Raw genomic sequence first — 15281 nt, forward strand, 5'->3', positions numbered from 1 at the left:
ACAAGGCGTGCCGTAGCGGTGGAAAATATCCCGTCGTCCGCGGCCTGGTGCAGTGGCCCGAATCGGACCGCCTCCCAAGGTAGCTGCAATGACGGTTGTTGTGAGGCGGCTATAGGGTCAGCCGCGCGCCTTGGCGCGGCTGCGGTTCGCGCTCCGGTTTGAGCGGGGCTTTGCCTTGGCTGACCGCGTGCGTGGCGCCGGAGCCGCGGCGGGTTCGGCGGCTTGCGCGCTGGCAAAAGATTGCCGCAGGCCATCGATTGCTTCGGTGAGCGTTCCGACCTGCTCGGAAAGCTTCCTGGTGTCGGTCTGCTGCGCGGCGAGCAGGCGGCGCACGGTCAGCAACTGATCCTGCACCACCTGCAACTGATCGATCGATTCCTGCTGCGTCGCTTCCAGACCCTTGGTCTTCTCGACCAGTTGTTCGGACGCCTGTGCGGCGCGCGCCTGCAACTGCCGGGTCGCAGCCACGCGTTCGGTCTCGGGGGCGCTGCCGGTATAGGCACGCCAGAGGGTGATAGAGGTTGCGCCAACCACAACAATGACGAGGGCCGCAGCGGCGATCGCAATCGGCTGTCCACCGAAACGCGCGATGGGGCTGGCACTCCGGGGCGCGAGTTCGATCATGCGACTCCAAATCCGGACGTGATTCTAAAGTTCCAAAATAGCACAGGCTAGACGGCGCTAAAACCCGGGATTTGCCGTGAGGCCGCGGGATTCCGGGCAAAACCCCGCAAGATCAGGGTCTGGGGCGGCAGGAATGGCCCTTGGGCTAACGGAGATGCGCCTGGATGAACTGACCGGCGTACGCCAGCGCGCGCCGACCGTCCTGGAGGCCAGCATTCCAGACCGGCCATGCATGGATCATGTGCGGCCAGATTTGCAGCGTCACATCGACATCGGCTGCGCCGGCGGCCTCGGCAAGCCGCGCCGCGTCCGCCAGCAAGGTCTCGGCCGATCCGACCTGAATCAGGATCGGCGGAAAGGCCTTGAGGTCGGCGAACAGCGGCGAGATCAGAGGATCCCTCCGACCGATGGAGGGCGGTGCGTAAGCATCCGCGAGTTCGTCGAGATAGGCCTTGTGAATCAGCGGATCGACGGCGTCCTTGGTCGCGAGCGTGCTGCCTGACATCGTGAGGTCGGTCCAGGGCGAGACCAGCCAGGTGCAGGCGGGCAGCGGCTCCCCCGCCGCGCGCAAACGGCTGATCAGCCCGAGCGTCAGGTTGCCGCCGGCGCTGTCGCCGCCGACGGCGATACTCTTGGCCGCAATGCCTTGCCGGCGCAGAAAGTGCCACGCGGTGAGCGCGTCCTCATGGGCGGCGGGGTAGGGATGTTCGGGGGCCAGCCGATAGTCGATCGCAAGCGTACGTGTGCCTGCCGCGCGCCCGGCTTCCGTGACCAGGCGGCGGTGACTGACAATCGAACCGGAGCAGTATCCGCCACCGTGGAAATACAGCAGCACGCGCGAAGGCTCGCTGCCCGGAACGATCGACCACTCGCCGGCGACGCCGTCGCAATCGACGGCCTCGCATGTCACATCGGACGCCACCGGCCAGGTCGACCCGACCTCATTGATGCGTTGCCGCCGCTCCGACCAGCCGACCGGCCGCGGCTTCGAACCCAGCAATGCACGGATGGCGTCGATTTCGCTGTGCGCCACGGTGTGTTCTCCCAGTGAGGCCGTCCATCATGGCACATCGTTCGTGCAGCGCAAAAATCGTAACGGAGACGAACCGGGAGGAAGCCAAAAAATTTTTATGGGGCCCTTGAAACCAAATGGCGGTTTTCTAATTTTTTTTGCTGCCGCCGTTCGGCGGTCCGGGCGCCTGATGGGCCCGGTCTTGAGACGGGCACCGGTCGTGTCCGGTGCCGCTCGTATCCAACTTGCTCTATGGAGGATTTGGCTATGCGCACATACGACTTCTCACCCCTCTGGCGTTCGACTATCGGCTTCGACCGCCTTTTCGATCTCGTCGAAACCGCGCAACGCGCTGGCGAGGATAACTACCCACCCTACAATATCGAGCGGCTGGGCGAAGACCGCTATCAGATTTCGCTCGCGGTCGCCGGCTTCTCGGCCGACGAGATTGCCGTTACCGCCGAGCAGAACACGGTGACGATCGAAGGCCGCAAGGCCGAGCAGGGACAGCGCGAATATCTCTATCAGGGTATTTCCGCGCGCCCCTTCAAGCGCCAGTTCAGCCTTGCCGACCATGTGCAGGTGAAGAGCGCCTCGTTCGAGGACGGCCTGCTGCGCATCGAACTGTTCCGGGAAGTCCCGGAGGCGATGAAGCCGCGCCGCATCGCGATCAACGGCACGGCGCCAGGCAACGTTCAGCAGATCGAGGCGAAGGCGGCTTAAGCCCGTCGCGGCTCGCGAAGGAACCAAAAGGCTCCCGCCCGAACATTGCGGGCGGAAGCGTTTTCTACCTTTGGGAGGATAAACCGATGATCGACCAAGCAGACAATGTGTTTGATCTTAATGCGGTGCTGCATCCGGCGACCGTGTTCGATCACCCGCGCGATGTGGTTGCCGACGCGACACTTTCACTGAGCGAAAAGCGCGCGATCCTGGCGTCCTGGGCCTCGGACGCGGCGGCGGTGACTTCGAATCCCGCGTTGCGCGAGTTGGCGGGCGCGAGACGCATCGTGACGATCGACGAGGTTCTCGAAGCGCTTTCGATGCTCGACCACAAACCGTCGGGACCGCCCGGCGGCAAGCCCATGCGGCAAAAATCGACGTCGCGCGTTGGGCTGGCGGCGTAGGCTTCGAGCTATCCTTGTCCCAAAAAAGGTGCGGCCAGCCTTTGGGGGAAGGCTGGCCGCGCGCGAACCGGTCTGGGACGGGGAGGGGTGGGGATGTGACCGGGTCGCGGGTTCGTAAAATCCTTCTGTCGTTATCGATCGCGTGACGAGGCGGTAGCGACCGCCGGGCGGCTGTCACCGAGCGAGACCCACACATTGGGATCGCTCTGCGACTGACGCTTGACGAAGCGGTAGCCGGTGTCGGTCCAGGCCAGGACGGTTTCGTTCTGGTTGTCGAGAACGAACTCGCCCTTGTCGGTCTTCACGGTTAGCACCGCGTGGCCTTCGCCCTTCTTGTCGCGCACCACTGTGATCAGCAGCGCTTCGCGCGGCCATCCGGCGTCGATCAGCATCTTGCGCTTCAGAAGCACATAGTCCTCGCAGTCACCGTAACCGTCCGTCGGCAACGACCATTTCTCGATCACACCCCAATGATCCATGTCGGTGATCGGCTTGACGGTCTCGTTGACCCACTTGTTGACCCGCAGCAAATCCCGCCACGCCGTCTGCGACATCACGATGTCGCGCGGCTGTGATGCGCCGCCACGGCAATCGCCGGGATTCTCGGCGCAGAATTCGACCCAGCCGATCGGCGAACGCGCGGTCTCGCCCAGGCTGGCATAGAGAGCTTCGCCGGCTTTCGCCGAGACGCCCATTGAAGCGTTTAACCCCAACAGGACGGCGATGACCGCCAGTCCCTTCCCCTGTCCCCTGAACAACATTGTGGCCCCCGTTTCTTGTTGGGACCATGTTTTGCACAAAGGATTTGCGCCGCTGCTAAGTCAGGCAAGTACATTTGACGTGAATACAAGTAAAAGCTGCGGCTAATTCGATCTATACTTGAATCGAATTCGAGTAAAATTTGAAACAACTGCAATTGATTCAAATTGGATGCATTAAGGGCTGTACGCTGCGATAGCAGCAGATGCGCCCTCAAAAGCGCCCTCCGTTAACCGACTTTGGCCGGTGCCCGGACAGGAAAAGGCGGCATCCGGTAACGCAGATACCGCCTTTGAGACTGAAAAATCAGGGATTTTTGTCGGCCCGCGCTTTACCGCGCGGTAACCGCTTCTTCGAGCGCCTCGCCGACTTGCTCGTGGACGAACTCGAGCGCGAAGCCTTCCTCGAGATTTCGCACCACACGGGACTGCACCTTGCCCAGCATGACCAGCGATTTCAGCGGCGGGCGGTTCTCCGCGGCGATGGCGGCGCCCGACAGCGAGAGGTCGATGATGCGGCAGGTCATCTTGCTGCCGTCCTCGAGCGTGAGCAGCGCGATCGGGTTGCGCGGAATGATACGGTCGTGGCGGCGGTCTTCCGGCAGATTGAGGATATCGCGGTTGGCAAGCCAGGTGAGCTGGGCGGCGAGCTTGTCGCGCTTGCGCGCGGTGGCGCCGACCGTCATGGCAAAGCCGTTGTCGATGATGCGGGTGATTTTGCCCTCGACCCGGCCGATATGGTCGAGATAGGCGATCACGCGGTCGCCGACATTGCCGATGCCGGGCGCCAGCAGGGCCAGTCCGCCCGGCGACATGTTAATAATCTGGCAAGGAAATTCGCGGCGGTCCGGCAGCATGTAGCGGCCAAGCAGGTGGACTTTGACGCGCTGAAAGCGCCGTCGCTCCTCGGCGGACGGTACGGTGGTTGTTTTCTTTTGCGCAAACGACATTTCGCTACCCGACAGCCGGTCCTTCGGCGTCAGAAAGACCCTAAGGCCGACAGGGTTAACGATGTGTTAGCGGCGGTTGCATCAAGTGTTGGCATTCACGCGGATCGGGGTTGGCTGCGGCGGGTCCGACGTTCTCCGGCCTCACGGCGTTGCGCGCGAGGCGCCGCCGACCGCCTCGGCGCTCCCGGGACTTCCCAGGCGGCGCAACCCCGGCCGCCGTGGCAGGTCGGCCGGCGTCTTGACGTTGGTTGCGAGGCCAACAGCCTCGAAGCTCTTGATCAGCCACCAGCCGAGATCGATCTGTCCCGGCAACAGCCCCAGCTTTGCGGATTGCGGGAAAGCGTGGTGGTTGTTGTGCCAGCTCTCGCCCATGCTGATCAGCCCCGCAAGTCCGACATTGTATCCCTGTGCGGCGACGCCATCGATCACCCAGGTCTGGCCGCCCCTTCGGTGGGAGAAATGGCCGATCAGCCAGTGGCCGGTCACGCAGAGGCTGATCCGAACGAAAATGCCCCAGACCAGCCAGCTCCAGCCGCCGATGATGAAGAACAAGATCGCCCAGGGCAATTGTTGCCACATCCACGTTCGTTCGACGAAGGCGTAAAAGCGGTCGTTCGCCAGCCTCGGTTCGAGCCGGAATTCCGGCGGGTGCTTTAACACAAGATTGCAATGCAGTTGCCACCATGCATCGCGCCAAAAGCCGGCGCGGTGGCAGGAATAATCGTGGCACTGCGGCTGGCGCTGCGCCCAATCTCGAAAATCGTGCAATCGCACCATCCCGTACGGACCGGCCATTCCCACCAGCGTGCCGAGATAGACGCAGAGATGTTCGAGCCATAGCGGGCAGTCGAAGCTCGAATGGATCAAGCGCCGATGCATGCCGACAGAGTGTCCGAAGCAAAGGGTCACGCCGCTGGTGGTGACGAAGAGGAGGAGGGCACTCCAGGTCAGAAACATCGGCCCAAGGACGACGGCGAAGGCGGTCATCGCGCCGATCCACAGCGATTTCGATGGGCACCAGCGCACCTTCCCGTCGAGCGGGTCGGTTTCGTCATCCGCGAAAATGCGCTCCGAGCCGGGCATCAGCTTCATGCGACTCGATTCGCTCCCGTCGAAGTTGCCGTCGCAGGCTGAGCTTACCTGGCCTGTGTGTCAAATCGTGGGGATGGTAATGCGGAAGCCGGTCACTCGCGGCGGGCCGCGTTCGGCCGAATGAACGGATGTGCGACGTCACAAGGCGATTGTTGCGCGCGGTGGCATTAGGGTTACTCTCGCGTCCGGCCGGGCCCGGCCGAAAATGCCAGCGGACGGAGGAACCGAATGCCGGGAGTTAAGCGGGAACGCGACGACAGCGTCGGCGTGCTGACACTGGACGAGCCTGAGACCCTCAACGCGATGACGCCCGATCTGTTGGGCGATCTCGCGGCAGCCATTGCCGAGATGACCGACGATCCGCAGGTGAGGGCGCTGGTGCTGACCGGCGCCGGCCGCGGTTTTTGCTCGGGCCAGAACCTCAAGGCGGCGCAAATCCTCGGCGAGGACATCGCCGCTGGCGTGATGAAGTATTACTGGCCGGCGTTCAAGGCGTTGCGCGAATGCCGCGTGCCGGTCGTGGTGGCGGTCAACGGCGTGGCGGCGGGCGGCGGGTTCAGCCTTGCGATGGCGGGCGACATGATCGTTGCCGCGCGTTCGGCGCGCTTCATTCAGGTGTTCAGCCGCATCGCGCTGGTCCCCGATCTCGGTTCGACCTGGCTGTTGCCGCGTCTCGTCGGCCGGCAGCGCGCGCTCGAACTGATGATGACCAACGAGCCGCTCTCGGCCGATCAGGCCAGGGAGTGGGGACTGGTCCGCGAAGTCTTCGACGATGCCGCGCTTCGTGACGGCGCGCTTTCGCTGGCGCGTAAACTGGCAAGCGGGCCGACGCGCGCTCTCGTCGCGACGCGCCGCCTGATCGACGAGAGCGAACACGCCAGCTATGCCGACCAGTTCCGCCGCGAGATCGAAACGCAGGCGCAGATCCGCCTGAGTGCCGATGCGGTGGAAGGGCGCAACGCGTTCCTCGAGAAACGTGCGGCGGTGTTCACCGGACGCTGAGAAAGGACCAGACCATCATGGGAAGCGAGAATGTTGCCGACCTCATCGCAGAGACCCTGGCCCAGGCAGGCGTCAAGCGTATCTTCGGCGTAGTCGGCGACAGCCTGAACGGCCTCACCGACGCGTTGCGCAAGCGAAAGGCGATCGACTGGATTCACGTCCGGCATGAAGAGGTCGCAGCCTTTGCCGCCGCGGGCGAAGCGCAGATCACGGGTGAGCTTGCGGTCTGCGCCGGCTCGTGCGGGCCGGGCAATCTGCATCTCATCAACGGCCTGTTCGATGCGCACCGCAGCCGCACGCCGGTACTCGCCATCGCCGCGCAGATTCCGTCCGCCGAAATCGGCGGTGGCTATTTTCAGGAGACGCACCCGCAGGACCTGTTCCGGGAATGCAGCCATTATTGCGAACTGGTTTCCGATCCGGCGCAATTGCCTTACGTCCTGGAAAACGCCATCCGTGCGGCCGTGGGGAAACGCGGCGTTGCCGTCATCGTCATTCCCGGCGACGTCGCGTTGCGATCGGCGCCGAAGCGCGGCATCTCGCCGAATGCCGGGTTGCTGCCGGCTCTGCCCATGGTCCAGCCGGCCGCCCCCGAACTGGAGGCGCTCGCCAAACTCCTCAACGGCGCCAAGCGCGTCACGCTGTTCTGTGGCCGCGGTTGTGCCGGCGCGCACGACGCTCTCATGCGGCTTGCCGAGACGCTCAAGAGCCCGATCGTGCATGCGCTCGGTGGCAAAGAGCATGTCGAATACGATAATCCCTACGACGTCGGCATGACCGGCTTCATCGGCTTCTCGTCCGGCTATGCGGCGATGCATGCGTGCGACGTGCTGCTGATGCTCGGCACCGATTTCCCCTACAAGCAGTTCCTGCCGACGGACGCGAAGATCGCGCAAGTCGATATCCGCCCCGAGAATCTCGGCCGCCGCTGCAAACTCGACCTCGGCCTTGTCGGCGACGTCGGCACCACGATCGGTACGCTCTTGCCGAAACTGAAGGCGAAGACCGATCGCAAGCATCTCGACGACAGCCTGGCCCACTACAAGAAGGCACGCGCCGGGCTCGACGAACTCGCGCAGGGTACGCCCGGCCAGAAGCCGATCCATCCGCAGTATCTGGCGCGCCTGTTGAGCGAACAGGCGTCAGGGGATGCGGTGTTCACAGCCGATGTCGGCACGCCGACAATCTGGGCGGCGCGCTATCTCGCCATGAACGGCCGCCGGCGCCTCATCGGTTCCTGGATTCACGGCTCGATGGCCAACGCCATGGCGCACGCCATCGGCGCCCAGGCTTCGCAGAAGGGGCGGCAGGTGATCTCGATGTCGGGCGATGGCGGGTTTGCCATGTTGATGGGCGACCTGATCACGCTGACGCAGATGAAGCTGCCGGTGAAGGTCGTGATCTTCAACAATGGCGTGCTGGGTTTCGTGGCGATGGAGATGAAGGCCTCCGGCTTCATCGAGACCGGCGTCGATCTCAAGAATCCCGATTTCGCGGCGATGGCCCGCGCCATGGGAATTCACGCGGTGCGGGTGGAGGATCCCGGCGAACTCTCAAACGCGATCCGCGACGTGCTGGCCTATGACGGTCCGGCCGTCCTCGATGTCGTCACCGCGACGCAGGAATTGTCGATGCCGCCGACGATCACAGCAGAGCAGATCAAGGGTTTCAGCCTCTGGGTGCTTCGCGCCGTGATAAGCGGCCGCGGCGACGAGGTGATCGACGTGGCCAAGACCAATTTGCTGTCGCGCTAGGCGGTGTGATCGGGTGCAACCTTTGATTCGGCTGGATGGCTGTTCAGTGTGATAGACAATAAGGCTCCATGTCCAAATGGCTTAAACAGTTTCTGTTTGGAATTTGGGGTCTTCTGCTGATCCCACTGATCGCGCCTATCCTAAAAAAATGGTTGGAGGAAAACGTCTTCTCCGATCCTAACGATGTAGCTACGACGGTTTTTCGTAACGCTGTGGCTACGCCCGCTTTTGATAACCTTCTCGCACTGGGCCAACAGCGCTGGTTTAAATTTGCGTTGGTCTTTTTGACCGGGGTCGTACTTGGCGTCTCATTGGAATGGTTGAACCGGAAGACGGATGAAAAGAAAGCTTCCGAGCTCCGGAGCCTTGGCTCTAAATTTCGCAGTCTTTCAGATAGCATCAAAATTCGGAGCGCGTCGTCAGGATGGCCGGACAATGTGCGCGATCTCAAACCTGCAATGATGTCTGCATTTGCCTCCGCCAGGAAATTTCATCTGTGGGTCCCGGATGGGCACGTGTACCGATTGCCGGATGCATCATTCCTTTGTGAGTACTTCAGCTGTGTCGGCAAGCTTTTAGAGGAGGGACAATTTGACAGGGCCAACAGTGAGGCGCTCTCCTGGAAGCCGTTCCTCGATAACGTGACGCTGTCCTGAGTTTTCCGCGCTGGTTCAACCAAACTTGGGCCGCCGTGCTGCGTGCGTAATGAGTCCGCGCCCAAGGCAGGAACTGTGGTATCCTCCGTCAAATGCGATGGGACGGTTCAGTGAAGCGGCGGCCCCTCAAATGGCTCGTGCTGAGCGTCCTCGTGCCCTGCGATTCGATTGCACACGGATCTGAAGCTAGCTCTCCCGGATATCGAGGAGGACCAAGTCGTGAAGCGGGACTTCGACCTCATCGTCTATGGCGCAACGGGTTACACTGGTCGTCTCATCGCCGAGTATCTGGCGACGTCCTATCGCGGCGACGATGCTCCGTCCTGGGCGATCGCGGGGCGCTCGACCGACAAGCTCCAGAAGGTGCGTGCCGACATCGGCGCACCAGACGATTTGCCTTTGGTTATCGCGGATGCCGCCGAACCGGCCAGCCTGCGTTCGATGTGCGAGCGTGCGGCCGTGATCATCACGGCGGTCGGGCCTTATCAGTTCCACGGCCCCGAGCTTGTGGCGGCCTGCGCGGCCACGGGCACGGCCTATGTCGATCTGTGCGGCGAACCGGCCTGGATGCGGCGCATGATCGACACCCATCACGAAGAGGCGAAACTGACCGGCGCGCGCATCGTCTTCTCCTGCGGCTTCGATTCCATCCCGTTCGATCTCGGCGTGCTTACGTTGCAGGAGAAGGCGCGCGAGAAATTCGGACGCCCGGCGCGACGGGTCAAGGCCCGCCTGCGCAAGGTGAAAGGCGGCATGTCTGGCGGCACCGCGGCGAGCGCTCAGGCGACATTGGCCGCCGCCGCGCGCGATCCGGCCCTGATCCGGCTGCTGACCGATCCCTTCGCGTTGACGCCGGGGTTCACCGGGCCGTCTCAGCCGTCGGGCCTTATTCCCGAATACGACCCGAGCCTGAACGTGTTGCTTGTCCCGTTCCCAATGGCGCCTATCAACACCAAGAATGTGCACCGCACGAATTTCCTGTTGGGTCATCCCTACGGCACGGACTTCGTTTACGACGAGATGATGGTCGCGCCGGGATTTGGGGAAATCGCTGGTGTGGCGACGGAGACGTTCGCCACGATGGTTTCCTTGCTCGGGACCGGCGGTCTCAAGCGCGGCGCAGGCCCTTCCAGGGAAGAGCGCGAGAAGGGCTTCTACGACATCCTCTTCCTGGGCGAGCTGCCGGATGGCGGACGGGTCGAGGCGGTAGTCACGGGCGACCGCGATCCGGGCTACGGCTCGGCCAGCAAGATGATCGCCGAGAGCGCTCTCTGCCTTGTGCGCGACGTGCAGGGCGATGGCGGCATCTGGACGCCGGGCGCCCTGATGGGTCCGGCGTTGCGCAAGCGTCTGAAGGAGCGCGCCGGCCTCACCTTCAGCGCGCGTTGAGGTAACACTCAGAACTGCAGCGGCGCGCTGGATATCGCGGCGATCTCGGAAATCACAAACTGAAAAAAGCAGGGAGGATGCCATGAGCGGTGCAAGGCTAAAACATTACGGCTGGGGCCGCGAAGACGAAGGCATGACTGCCGAGGAGCAGGCTTTCGTGCTCGGCCGTTACCACGCGAAATTCGCGCACGATGCGTTTGAGACAAAAGCCGTGCCGCGTGTCGAGGACCTGGCACTGCGCGCGCCGCGCGTTGCATTGCCGAGTTCACTTGCCGCTTTCTGTACGAGCGAACGCTACGACCGGGTCGCGCATACCTACGGAAAATCCTATCCAGACTACGTGCGAGCCATGCTCGGCGACTACGATAGCGCGCCCGATGTGGTCGCATATCCGCGAAACGAAGCAGAAATTTCCGCTGTGATGGACTGGGCCGGTGGTGTCAGCGCCTCGCTAACGCCGTTCGGGGGCGGGTCGAGCGTCTGCGGTGGCGTCGAGCCGCGAATAGATGGGCTTCGCTACAAGGCGGCCGTCACACTTGACCTGCGCAATCTCGGCAAGGTTGTCGAGGTAGATCAGATATCGCGCGCCGCACTGATCGAAGGCGGTGCCTTTGGTCCATCGCTGGAGAACCAGCTTAAACCGCACGGCGTGACGTTGCGGCATTTTCCGCAGAGTTTCGAATATTCAACCCTTGGCGGCTGGATCGCGACGCGATCGGGTGGCCATTTCGCCAGTCTCTACACGCATATAGATGATTTCGTCGAAAGCCTGCGCGTCGTGACGCCGCGCGGCATACTCGAAACGCGTCGATTGCCGGGATCGGGTGCTGGACCGAGCCCCGACCGCATGTTCATAGGCTCGGAAGGCACGCTCGGCGTGATTTCGCGCGCCTGGATGCGATTGCAGCCACGTCCGAAATTCCGCGCCGGCACATCGATTCGTTTTCATTCGTTCTTCGGTGCGGCACGCGCATTGCGTGCCATCGCACAGGCCGGCCTCTATCCATCGAACTGTCGCATCGTTGACGCGCAAGAGGCGTTCAACACCGGTGCGGCCGACGGCAGTGTCGCGATCATGGTGCTCGGCTTTGAATCCGGCGACCATTCGCCGGATGCCTGGATGGCACGAGCGCTCGAATGCTGCGCCGACCATGGCGGGACGCCGGAAGCCGCAAAAGGCAGCGATGCACATCTCGAAGGCGCAGCAGGAATCTGGCGGAACGCTTTTATTCGCATGCCATATGCGCGCGAGTTTTTGACACCCGCCGGTCTCATCAACGACACGTTTGAGACCGCTATCACCTGGGATCGGTTCGAAAGTTTCCACGACAAAGTGAAGGCGGCGACGGAGCGTGCGATCGTCGAAGCGACCGGCCTGAAAGGCGAGGTCACATGCCGCTTCACCCATGTTTATCCGGACGGGCCCGCGCCCTATTTTTCTTTCCACGCACTCGGTCGCCACGGTGCGCTTCTGGAGCAATGGCAGGCGATCAAGAATTCGGCCAGCGACGCGCTGATTGAGGCGGGCGGCACGATCACGCATCATCACGCTGTTGGCCGTGATCATCGGCCTTGGTACGATCGCCAACGCCCGGATATTTTCGCGGCCGCGCTTCGGGCGGCAAAAAGAGAACTCGATCCACAAGGCATGCTCAACCCGGGAGTGCTCATCGATCCGTAACGCGGGTCTTGAGTGAGGTTGTCGAAACCCCTCGATCTCAAGACAGGACGCCCCGTTGCGCTATCGTCTTGGCTGTGCCGCCCGCCGCAGTGCCCTACCGGGCGAGCGGTTTAGTCCTTTGGCACATAGCGTCGTTTCGGGGCGATGGATGCGGAATTTCGTCCAGGATCGTCGCATAGTGGACCTGACAAGCCGTCCGCTCGGTAGATTTATGGGTTCAAGACCTGGGTCAGCCGACCTGACCCACGAACTGCTGCAATTCCGGCGTTCGCGGCGCGGCGAACACCTCCTTCGGAACACCTTCCTCATGCACTTTGCCGTGGTGCATGAAGACGAGCTTGGTGCCGACGTCGCGCGCGAAGCGCATTTCGTGCGTTACCAGAATGAGCGTCATGCCCTCGCGGGCCAACTGCTCGACCACGCGCAGCACTTCATTCACCAGTTCCGGGTCGAGCGCCGAGGTGATTTCGTCGCATAGCAATACCTTCGGCCGCATCGCCAGCGAACGGGCAATGGCGACGCGCTGCTGCTGGCCGCCGGAGAGCTCGCTCGGATAAGCATCCATCTTTTCCGACAGCCCTACCTTCGCCAGCACTTCGGCGGCGGTGGCGCGCGCTTCCGCCTTCGACACCTTGTTGACGACGGTGGGCGCCAGCATGACGTTCTCGGCCGCCGTCAGATGCGGAAACAGGTTGAACTGCTGGAACACCATGCCGACATGGCGGCGCAGTTCGCGCAGATTGGTGTTGGCGCCGGCGACCTCGATCCCATCGGCAGTGATGCTGCCGGATTGATAGGTCTCCAGCCCGTTGATACAGCGCAGCAGGGTGCTCTTGCCGGAGCCGGAGCGGCCGATGATGGCGACCACGTCGCCCTTCGCGATGTCGAGAGAGACGCCTTTCAGCACCTCGTTCGCACCAAAGCTCTTCCTGACGTCACGAATGCTAACGAGCGACATTGAGGCGGCCTTCGATTTTTTTTGCCCACCAGGACAGCGGGAAACACAGGCAGAAATAGATCAGCGCGACCAGCGAGTAGACCAGGAACGGCCGGAAGGTGGCGTTGTTGAGCATGGTGCCGGCCTTGGTCAGCTCGACGAAGCCGATAATGGAAGCGAGCGCGGTGCCCTTGATGACCTGCACGGAGAAGCCAACGGTCGGCGCGACCGCGATGCGCGAGGCCTGCGGCAGGATCACGTAGCGCATCTGCTCGATGTAGCTCAGCGCGAGGCTGGAGGACGCCTCCCACTGGCCCTTCGGTATCGACTCGACGCAGCCGCGCCAGATCTCGGTCAGGAACGCGCTGGTCCAGAACGTCAGCGCCAGCGTCGCCGCTGTCCATGGCGACACCTCGACGCCGAACAGCGCGATGCCGAAGAAAAACAGAAAGAGCTGCATCAGGAGCGGCGTGCCCTGGAAGAACTCGATGTAGGTCTTGGTGAACCATTCCAGCGGCGCGATCCCTGAGGTGCGCATGAACAACAGGACCAGGCCTACGATGCCGCCGCAGACAAACGCGATCAGCGACAGCACGATCGTCCATTGCGTGGCGATCAGCAGGTTGGAGAGGATGTCCCAGAAGCTGAACTGCAGCATGGTTCACCTCGCCTTGAAGATGACGCGGCCGAGCGCCCGCAGCAGCGAACGCGTCAGCATCGCCAGCACGAGATAGGCCAGCGCCGCCAGCAAATAGACTTCGAAGTTTCGGAAGTTCCTCGACGCCACGAAGTTCGCGGCATAGGTGAGGTCCTCCGCGGAGATCTGCGATACCACCGCCGAACCCAGCATCACGATGATGATCTGCGACGACAGCGCCGGATAGATCTTGCGGAATGCCTGGTTGAGCACGATACGGCGCAGCACCTCCCATTTGGTCATGGCGAGGCTGAGGCCGGCTTCGATATGGCCTTTGGGCACGGCCTCGATGCCGGCGCGGATGATCTCGGTCGAGTAGGCGCCGAGATTGATCACCATGGCGAGGAAGGCGGCCGTAGTCTCGCTGAGCTTGAGCCCCATCGCCGGCAGGCCGAAGAAGATGAAGAACAGCTGCACGATGAACGGCGTGTTGCGGATCAGTTCGACGTAGACCGCAACGACGCGGCCGAGCCAAACGGGTCCGAAGGTGCGCGCCGAGGCGCCGGCGGTGCCGACCGCGATGCCGGCCACCGTCGACACGACCGTCAGCACGATCGTGAAGATCAGCCCCTGCAGCAGCACGCTCCAATAGGGCAGCAGTTCGGCGAATTGCAGTTTGTAAGACACGCGGGTGCCCCGGCGTTGGCGTTTAGAAGCCGGGCGGCAAGGGGGCTTTCAGCCACTTCTCCGACAGTTTTGCGATATCACCCGAAGCCTTTGCCTTGGTGATGATCTCGTTGACCTTGGCGAGCAGCGCGGGCTCGTTCTTGTTGAGTCCAACATAGCAGGGGCTGTCCTTGATCACGAATTTCAGCGCCGGCGCGCGCGCCGGAACCTTTTCGGCGATCGCGGCCGCCACCGTGTTGCCGGTAGCGATCAGGTCGACCTGGCCGGACACAAAGGCGGCGATGGTGGCGTTGTTGTCCTCGAAACGCTTGACGGTCGCGTCCGGTGGCGCCGAGGCGGTCAACGCCTGTTCTTCGATCGCACCGCGCGTGGCGCCGATGGTCTTGCCCTTGAGATCGGCTGCGCTCGCAACCGTAATCGCCTTGGTGCCGAACACGCCGGAGAAGAACGGCGCATAGGCGATCGAGAAGTCGATGACCTTTTCGCGCTCCTCGTTCTTGCCGAGGCTTGAGATCACGAGGTCGGCCTTGTTGGTCTGCAAATAGGGAATGCGGTTGGCGCTGGTCACGGGGATGATCTCGGTCTTCACCCCGAGTTCCTTGCCGATCAGATTGGCCATATCGATGTCGTAGCCCTGCGGCTTGAGATCGAGGCCGGCTGAGCCGAACGGCGCAAAATCCTGCGGCACCGCGATCTTGATCACCTTCGACTTCATGATGGAGTCGAGCGCGTCGGCATGGGCCTGCGTCGCCACCGCGGCAGTGACAAGTGCAGCGGCAAGCAACAGTTTCTTGAAGGGCATTCTAATATCTCCGAGGTTACGCCAATTCACCGCCTCCGAGATTCCTCTCGGTGCGTATTCGGCTGATGTGGCCCGGCTCCACGTCGCAATTCGACCCTGCCTGACGCCTCGCATTTAGGCAATGCTTCGCGTTGCATTTTTTGGAGGCTTTTTGTGGGTCGTTTTCGAGCATG

General features: G+C 62.5%; 16 protein-coding genes. 7 read left to right on the forward strand and 9 right to left on the reverse strand.

The annotated features are described in order from the left end of the window. Positions 1-117: 117 nt before the first annotated feature. Both V1286_RS10080 and V1286_RS10085 read right to left on the reverse strand, forming a co-directional pair. Positions 118-624, reverse strand: coding sequence for a hypothetical protein (locus tag V1286_RS10080; RefSeq protein ID WP_334479297.1), 507 nt, complete (start codon positions 622-624; stop codon positions 118-120). Positions 625-769: 145 nt separating this feature from the next. Continuing rightward, positions 770-1657, reverse strand: coding sequence for an alpha/beta hydrolase (locus tag V1286_RS10085; protein ID WP_334479298.1), 888 nt, complete (start codon positions 1655-1657; stop codon positions 770-772). A 246-nt stretch (positions 1658-1903) separates the two neighbouring features. Between V1286_RS10085 and V1286_RS10090 the strand changes: the two genes are divergently transcribed. Together V1286_RS10090 and V1286_RS10095 are read left to right on the forward strand one after the other, a co-directional pair. Continuing rightward, positions 1904-2359, forward strand: coding sequence for an Hsp20 family protein (locus V1286_RS10090; protein ID WP_334479300.1), 456 nt, complete (start codon positions 1904-1906; stop codon positions 2357-2359). An 86-nt stretch (positions 2360-2445) separates the two neighbouring features. Then, positions 2446-2763: a hypothetical protein gene (locus V1286_RS10095; protein WP_334479302.1), complete on the forward strand. Its 318-nt coding sequence runs from the start codon at positions 2446-2448 to the stop codon at positions 2761-2763. A gap of 131 nt (positions 2764-2894) precedes the next feature. Here V1286_RS10095 and V1286_RS10100 read toward each other — a convergent pair whose 3' ends face one another. From V1286_RS10100 to V1286_RS10110, 3 genes are all read right to left on the reverse strand, one after another. Then, positions 2895-3524, reverse strand: coding sequence for a transglutaminase-like cysteine peptidase (locus V1286_RS10100; RefSeq protein ID WP_334479304.1), 630 nt, complete (start codon positions 3522-3524; stop codon positions 2895-2897). 329 nt (positions 3525-3853) lie between these two features. Then, positions 3854-4471, reverse strand: a complete 618-nt coding sequence (locus tag V1286_RS10105) for a PilZ domain-containing protein (RefSeq protein WP_108516750.1) — start codon at positions 4469-4471, stop codon at positions 3854-3856. Between the two features lie 141 nt (positions 4472-4612). Further along, positions 4613-5563 carry an acyl-CoA desaturase gene (locus tag V1286_RS10110; RefSeq protein WP_334479306.1) on the reverse strand — a complete coding sequence of 317 codons (951 nt, stop codon included), beginning with the start codon at positions 5561-5563 and terminating at the stop codon, positions 4613-4615. A 228-nt stretch (positions 5564-5791) separates the two neighbouring features. Between V1286_RS10110 and V1286_RS10115 the strand changes: the two genes are divergently transcribed. From V1286_RS10115 to V1286_RS10135, 5 genes are all read left to right on the forward strand, one after another. Then, positions 5792-6565 (forward strand): enoyl-CoA hydratase-related protein, encoded by a 774-nt coding sequence (locus tag V1286_RS10115; RefSeq protein ID WP_334479307.1) that lies wholly within the window; start codon positions 5792-5794, stop codon positions 6563-6565. Positions 6566-6582: 17 nt separating this feature from the next. Beyond that, positions 6583-8319 (forward strand): ubiquinone-dependent pyruvate dehydrogenase, encoded by a 1737-nt coding sequence (gene poxB, locus V1286_RS10120; protein WP_334479308.1) that lies wholly within the window; start codon positions 6583-6585, stop codon positions 8317-8319. Between the two features lie 68 nt (positions 8320-8387). Continuing rightward, positions 8388-8975 (forward strand): hypothetical protein, encoded by a 588-nt coding sequence (locus V1286_RS10125; RefSeq protein WP_334479310.1) that lies wholly within the window; start codon positions 8388-8390, stop codon positions 8973-8975. A 219-nt stretch (positions 8976-9194) separates the two neighbouring features. Next, positions 9195-10364, forward strand: a complete 1170-nt coding sequence (locus V1286_RS10130; RefSeq protein ID WP_334479312.1) for a saccharopine dehydrogenase family protein — start codon at positions 9195-9197, stop codon at positions 10362-10364. A gap of 82 nt (positions 10365-10446) precedes the next feature. Beyond that, entirely contained in the window at positions 10447-12045 is a 1599-nt protein-coding gene (locus V1286_RS10135) for an FAD-binding oxidoreductase (protein WP_334479314.1), read from the forward strand. A gap of 229 nt (positions 12046-12274) precedes the next feature. On the opposite strand, the gene V1286_RS10140 is transcribed toward V1286_RS10135, so the two are convergent. The 4 genes from V1286_RS10140 to V1286_RS10155 are packed head-to-tail and all read right to left on the reverse strand — an operon-like array spanning position 12275 to position 15108. Beyond that, positions 12275-13003, reverse strand: coding sequence for an amino acid ABC transporter ATP-binding protein (locus tag V1286_RS10140; RefSeq protein ID WP_214488743.1), 729 nt, complete (start codon positions 13001-13003; stop codon positions 12275-12277). Beyond that, entirely contained in the window at positions 12990-13640 is a 651-nt protein-coding gene (locus V1286_RS10145; protein ID WP_108516769.1) for an amino acid ABC transporter permease, read from the reverse strand. The genes V1286_RS10140 and V1286_RS10145 overlap by 14 nt, the downstream gene beginning before the upstream one ends. A gap of 3 nt (positions 13641-13643) precedes the next feature. Further along, the gene (locus tag V1286_RS10150) at positions 13644-14306 is read right to left on the reverse strand and encodes an amino acid ABC transporter permease (protein WP_334479317.1); all 663 of its coding nucleotides are present in this window, start codon (positions 14304-14306) and stop codon (positions 13644-13646) included. 22 nt (positions 14307-14328) lie between these two features. Continuing rightward, entirely contained in the window at positions 14329-15108 is a 780-nt protein-coding gene (locus V1286_RS10155) for a transporter substrate-binding domain-containing protein (protein ID WP_108516774.1), read from the reverse strand. Between the last annotated feature and the right edge of the window lie 173 nt (positions 15109-15281).

It is taken from the genome of Bradyrhizobium algeriense (assembly GCF_036924595.1).
Taxonomy (GTDB): domain Bacteria; phylum Pseudomonadota; class Alphaproteobacteria; order Rhizobiales; family Xanthobacteraceae; genus Bradyrhizobium; species Bradyrhizobium algeriense.

Coding starts and splice junctions, on each gene's coding strand:
- poxB (WP_334479308.1), top strand. CDS start 6,583: ATGGGAAGCGAGAATGTTGCCGACCTCATCGCAGAGACCCTGGCCCAG.
- V1286_RS10155 (WP_108516774.1), bottom strand. CDS start 15,108: ATGCCCTTCAAGAAACTGTTGCTTGCCGCTGCACTTGTCACTGCCGCG.
- V1286_RS10110 (WP_334479306.1), bottom strand. CDS start 5,563: ATGAAGCTGATGCCCGGCTCGGAGCGCATTTTCGCGGATGACGAAACC.
- V1286_RS10135 (WP_334479314.1), top strand. CDS start 10,447: ATGAGCGGTGCAAGGCTAAAACATTACGGCTGGGGCCGCGAAGACGAA.
- V1286_RS10080 (WP_334479297.1), bottom strand. CDS start 624: ATGATCGAACTCGCGCCCCGGAGTGCCAGCCCCATCGCGCGTTTCGGT.
- V1286_RS10105 (WP_108516750.1), bottom strand. CDS start 4,471: ATGTCGTTTGCGCAAAAGAAAACAACCACCGTACCGTCCGCCGAGGAG.
- V1286_RS10100 (WP_334479304.1), bottom strand. CDS start 3,524: ATGTTGTTCAGGGGACAGGGGAAGGGACTGGCGGTCATCGCCGTCCTG.
- V1286_RS10145 (WP_108516769.1), bottom strand. CDS start 13,640: ATGCTGCAGTTCAGCTTCTGGGACATCCTCTCCAACCTGCTGATCGCC.
- V1286_RS10115 (WP_334479307.1), top strand. CDS start 5,792: ATGCCGGGAGTTAAGCGGGAACGCGACGACAGCGTCGGCGTGCTGACA.
- V1286_RS10125 (WP_334479310.1), top strand. CDS start 8,388: ATGTCCAAATGGCTTAAACAGTTTCTGTTTGGAATTTGGGGTCTTCTG.
- V1286_RS10090 (WP_334479300.1), top strand. CDS start 1,904: ATGCGCACATACGACTTCTCACCCCTCTGGCGTTCGACTATCGGCTTC.
- V1286_RS10095 (WP_334479302.1), top strand. CDS start 2,446: ATGATCGACCAAGCAGACAATGTGTTTGATCTTAATGCGGTGCTGCAT.
- V1286_RS10140 (WP_214488743.1), bottom strand. CDS start 13,003: ATGTCGCTCGTTAGCATTCGTGACGTCAGGAAGAGCTTTGGTGCGAAC.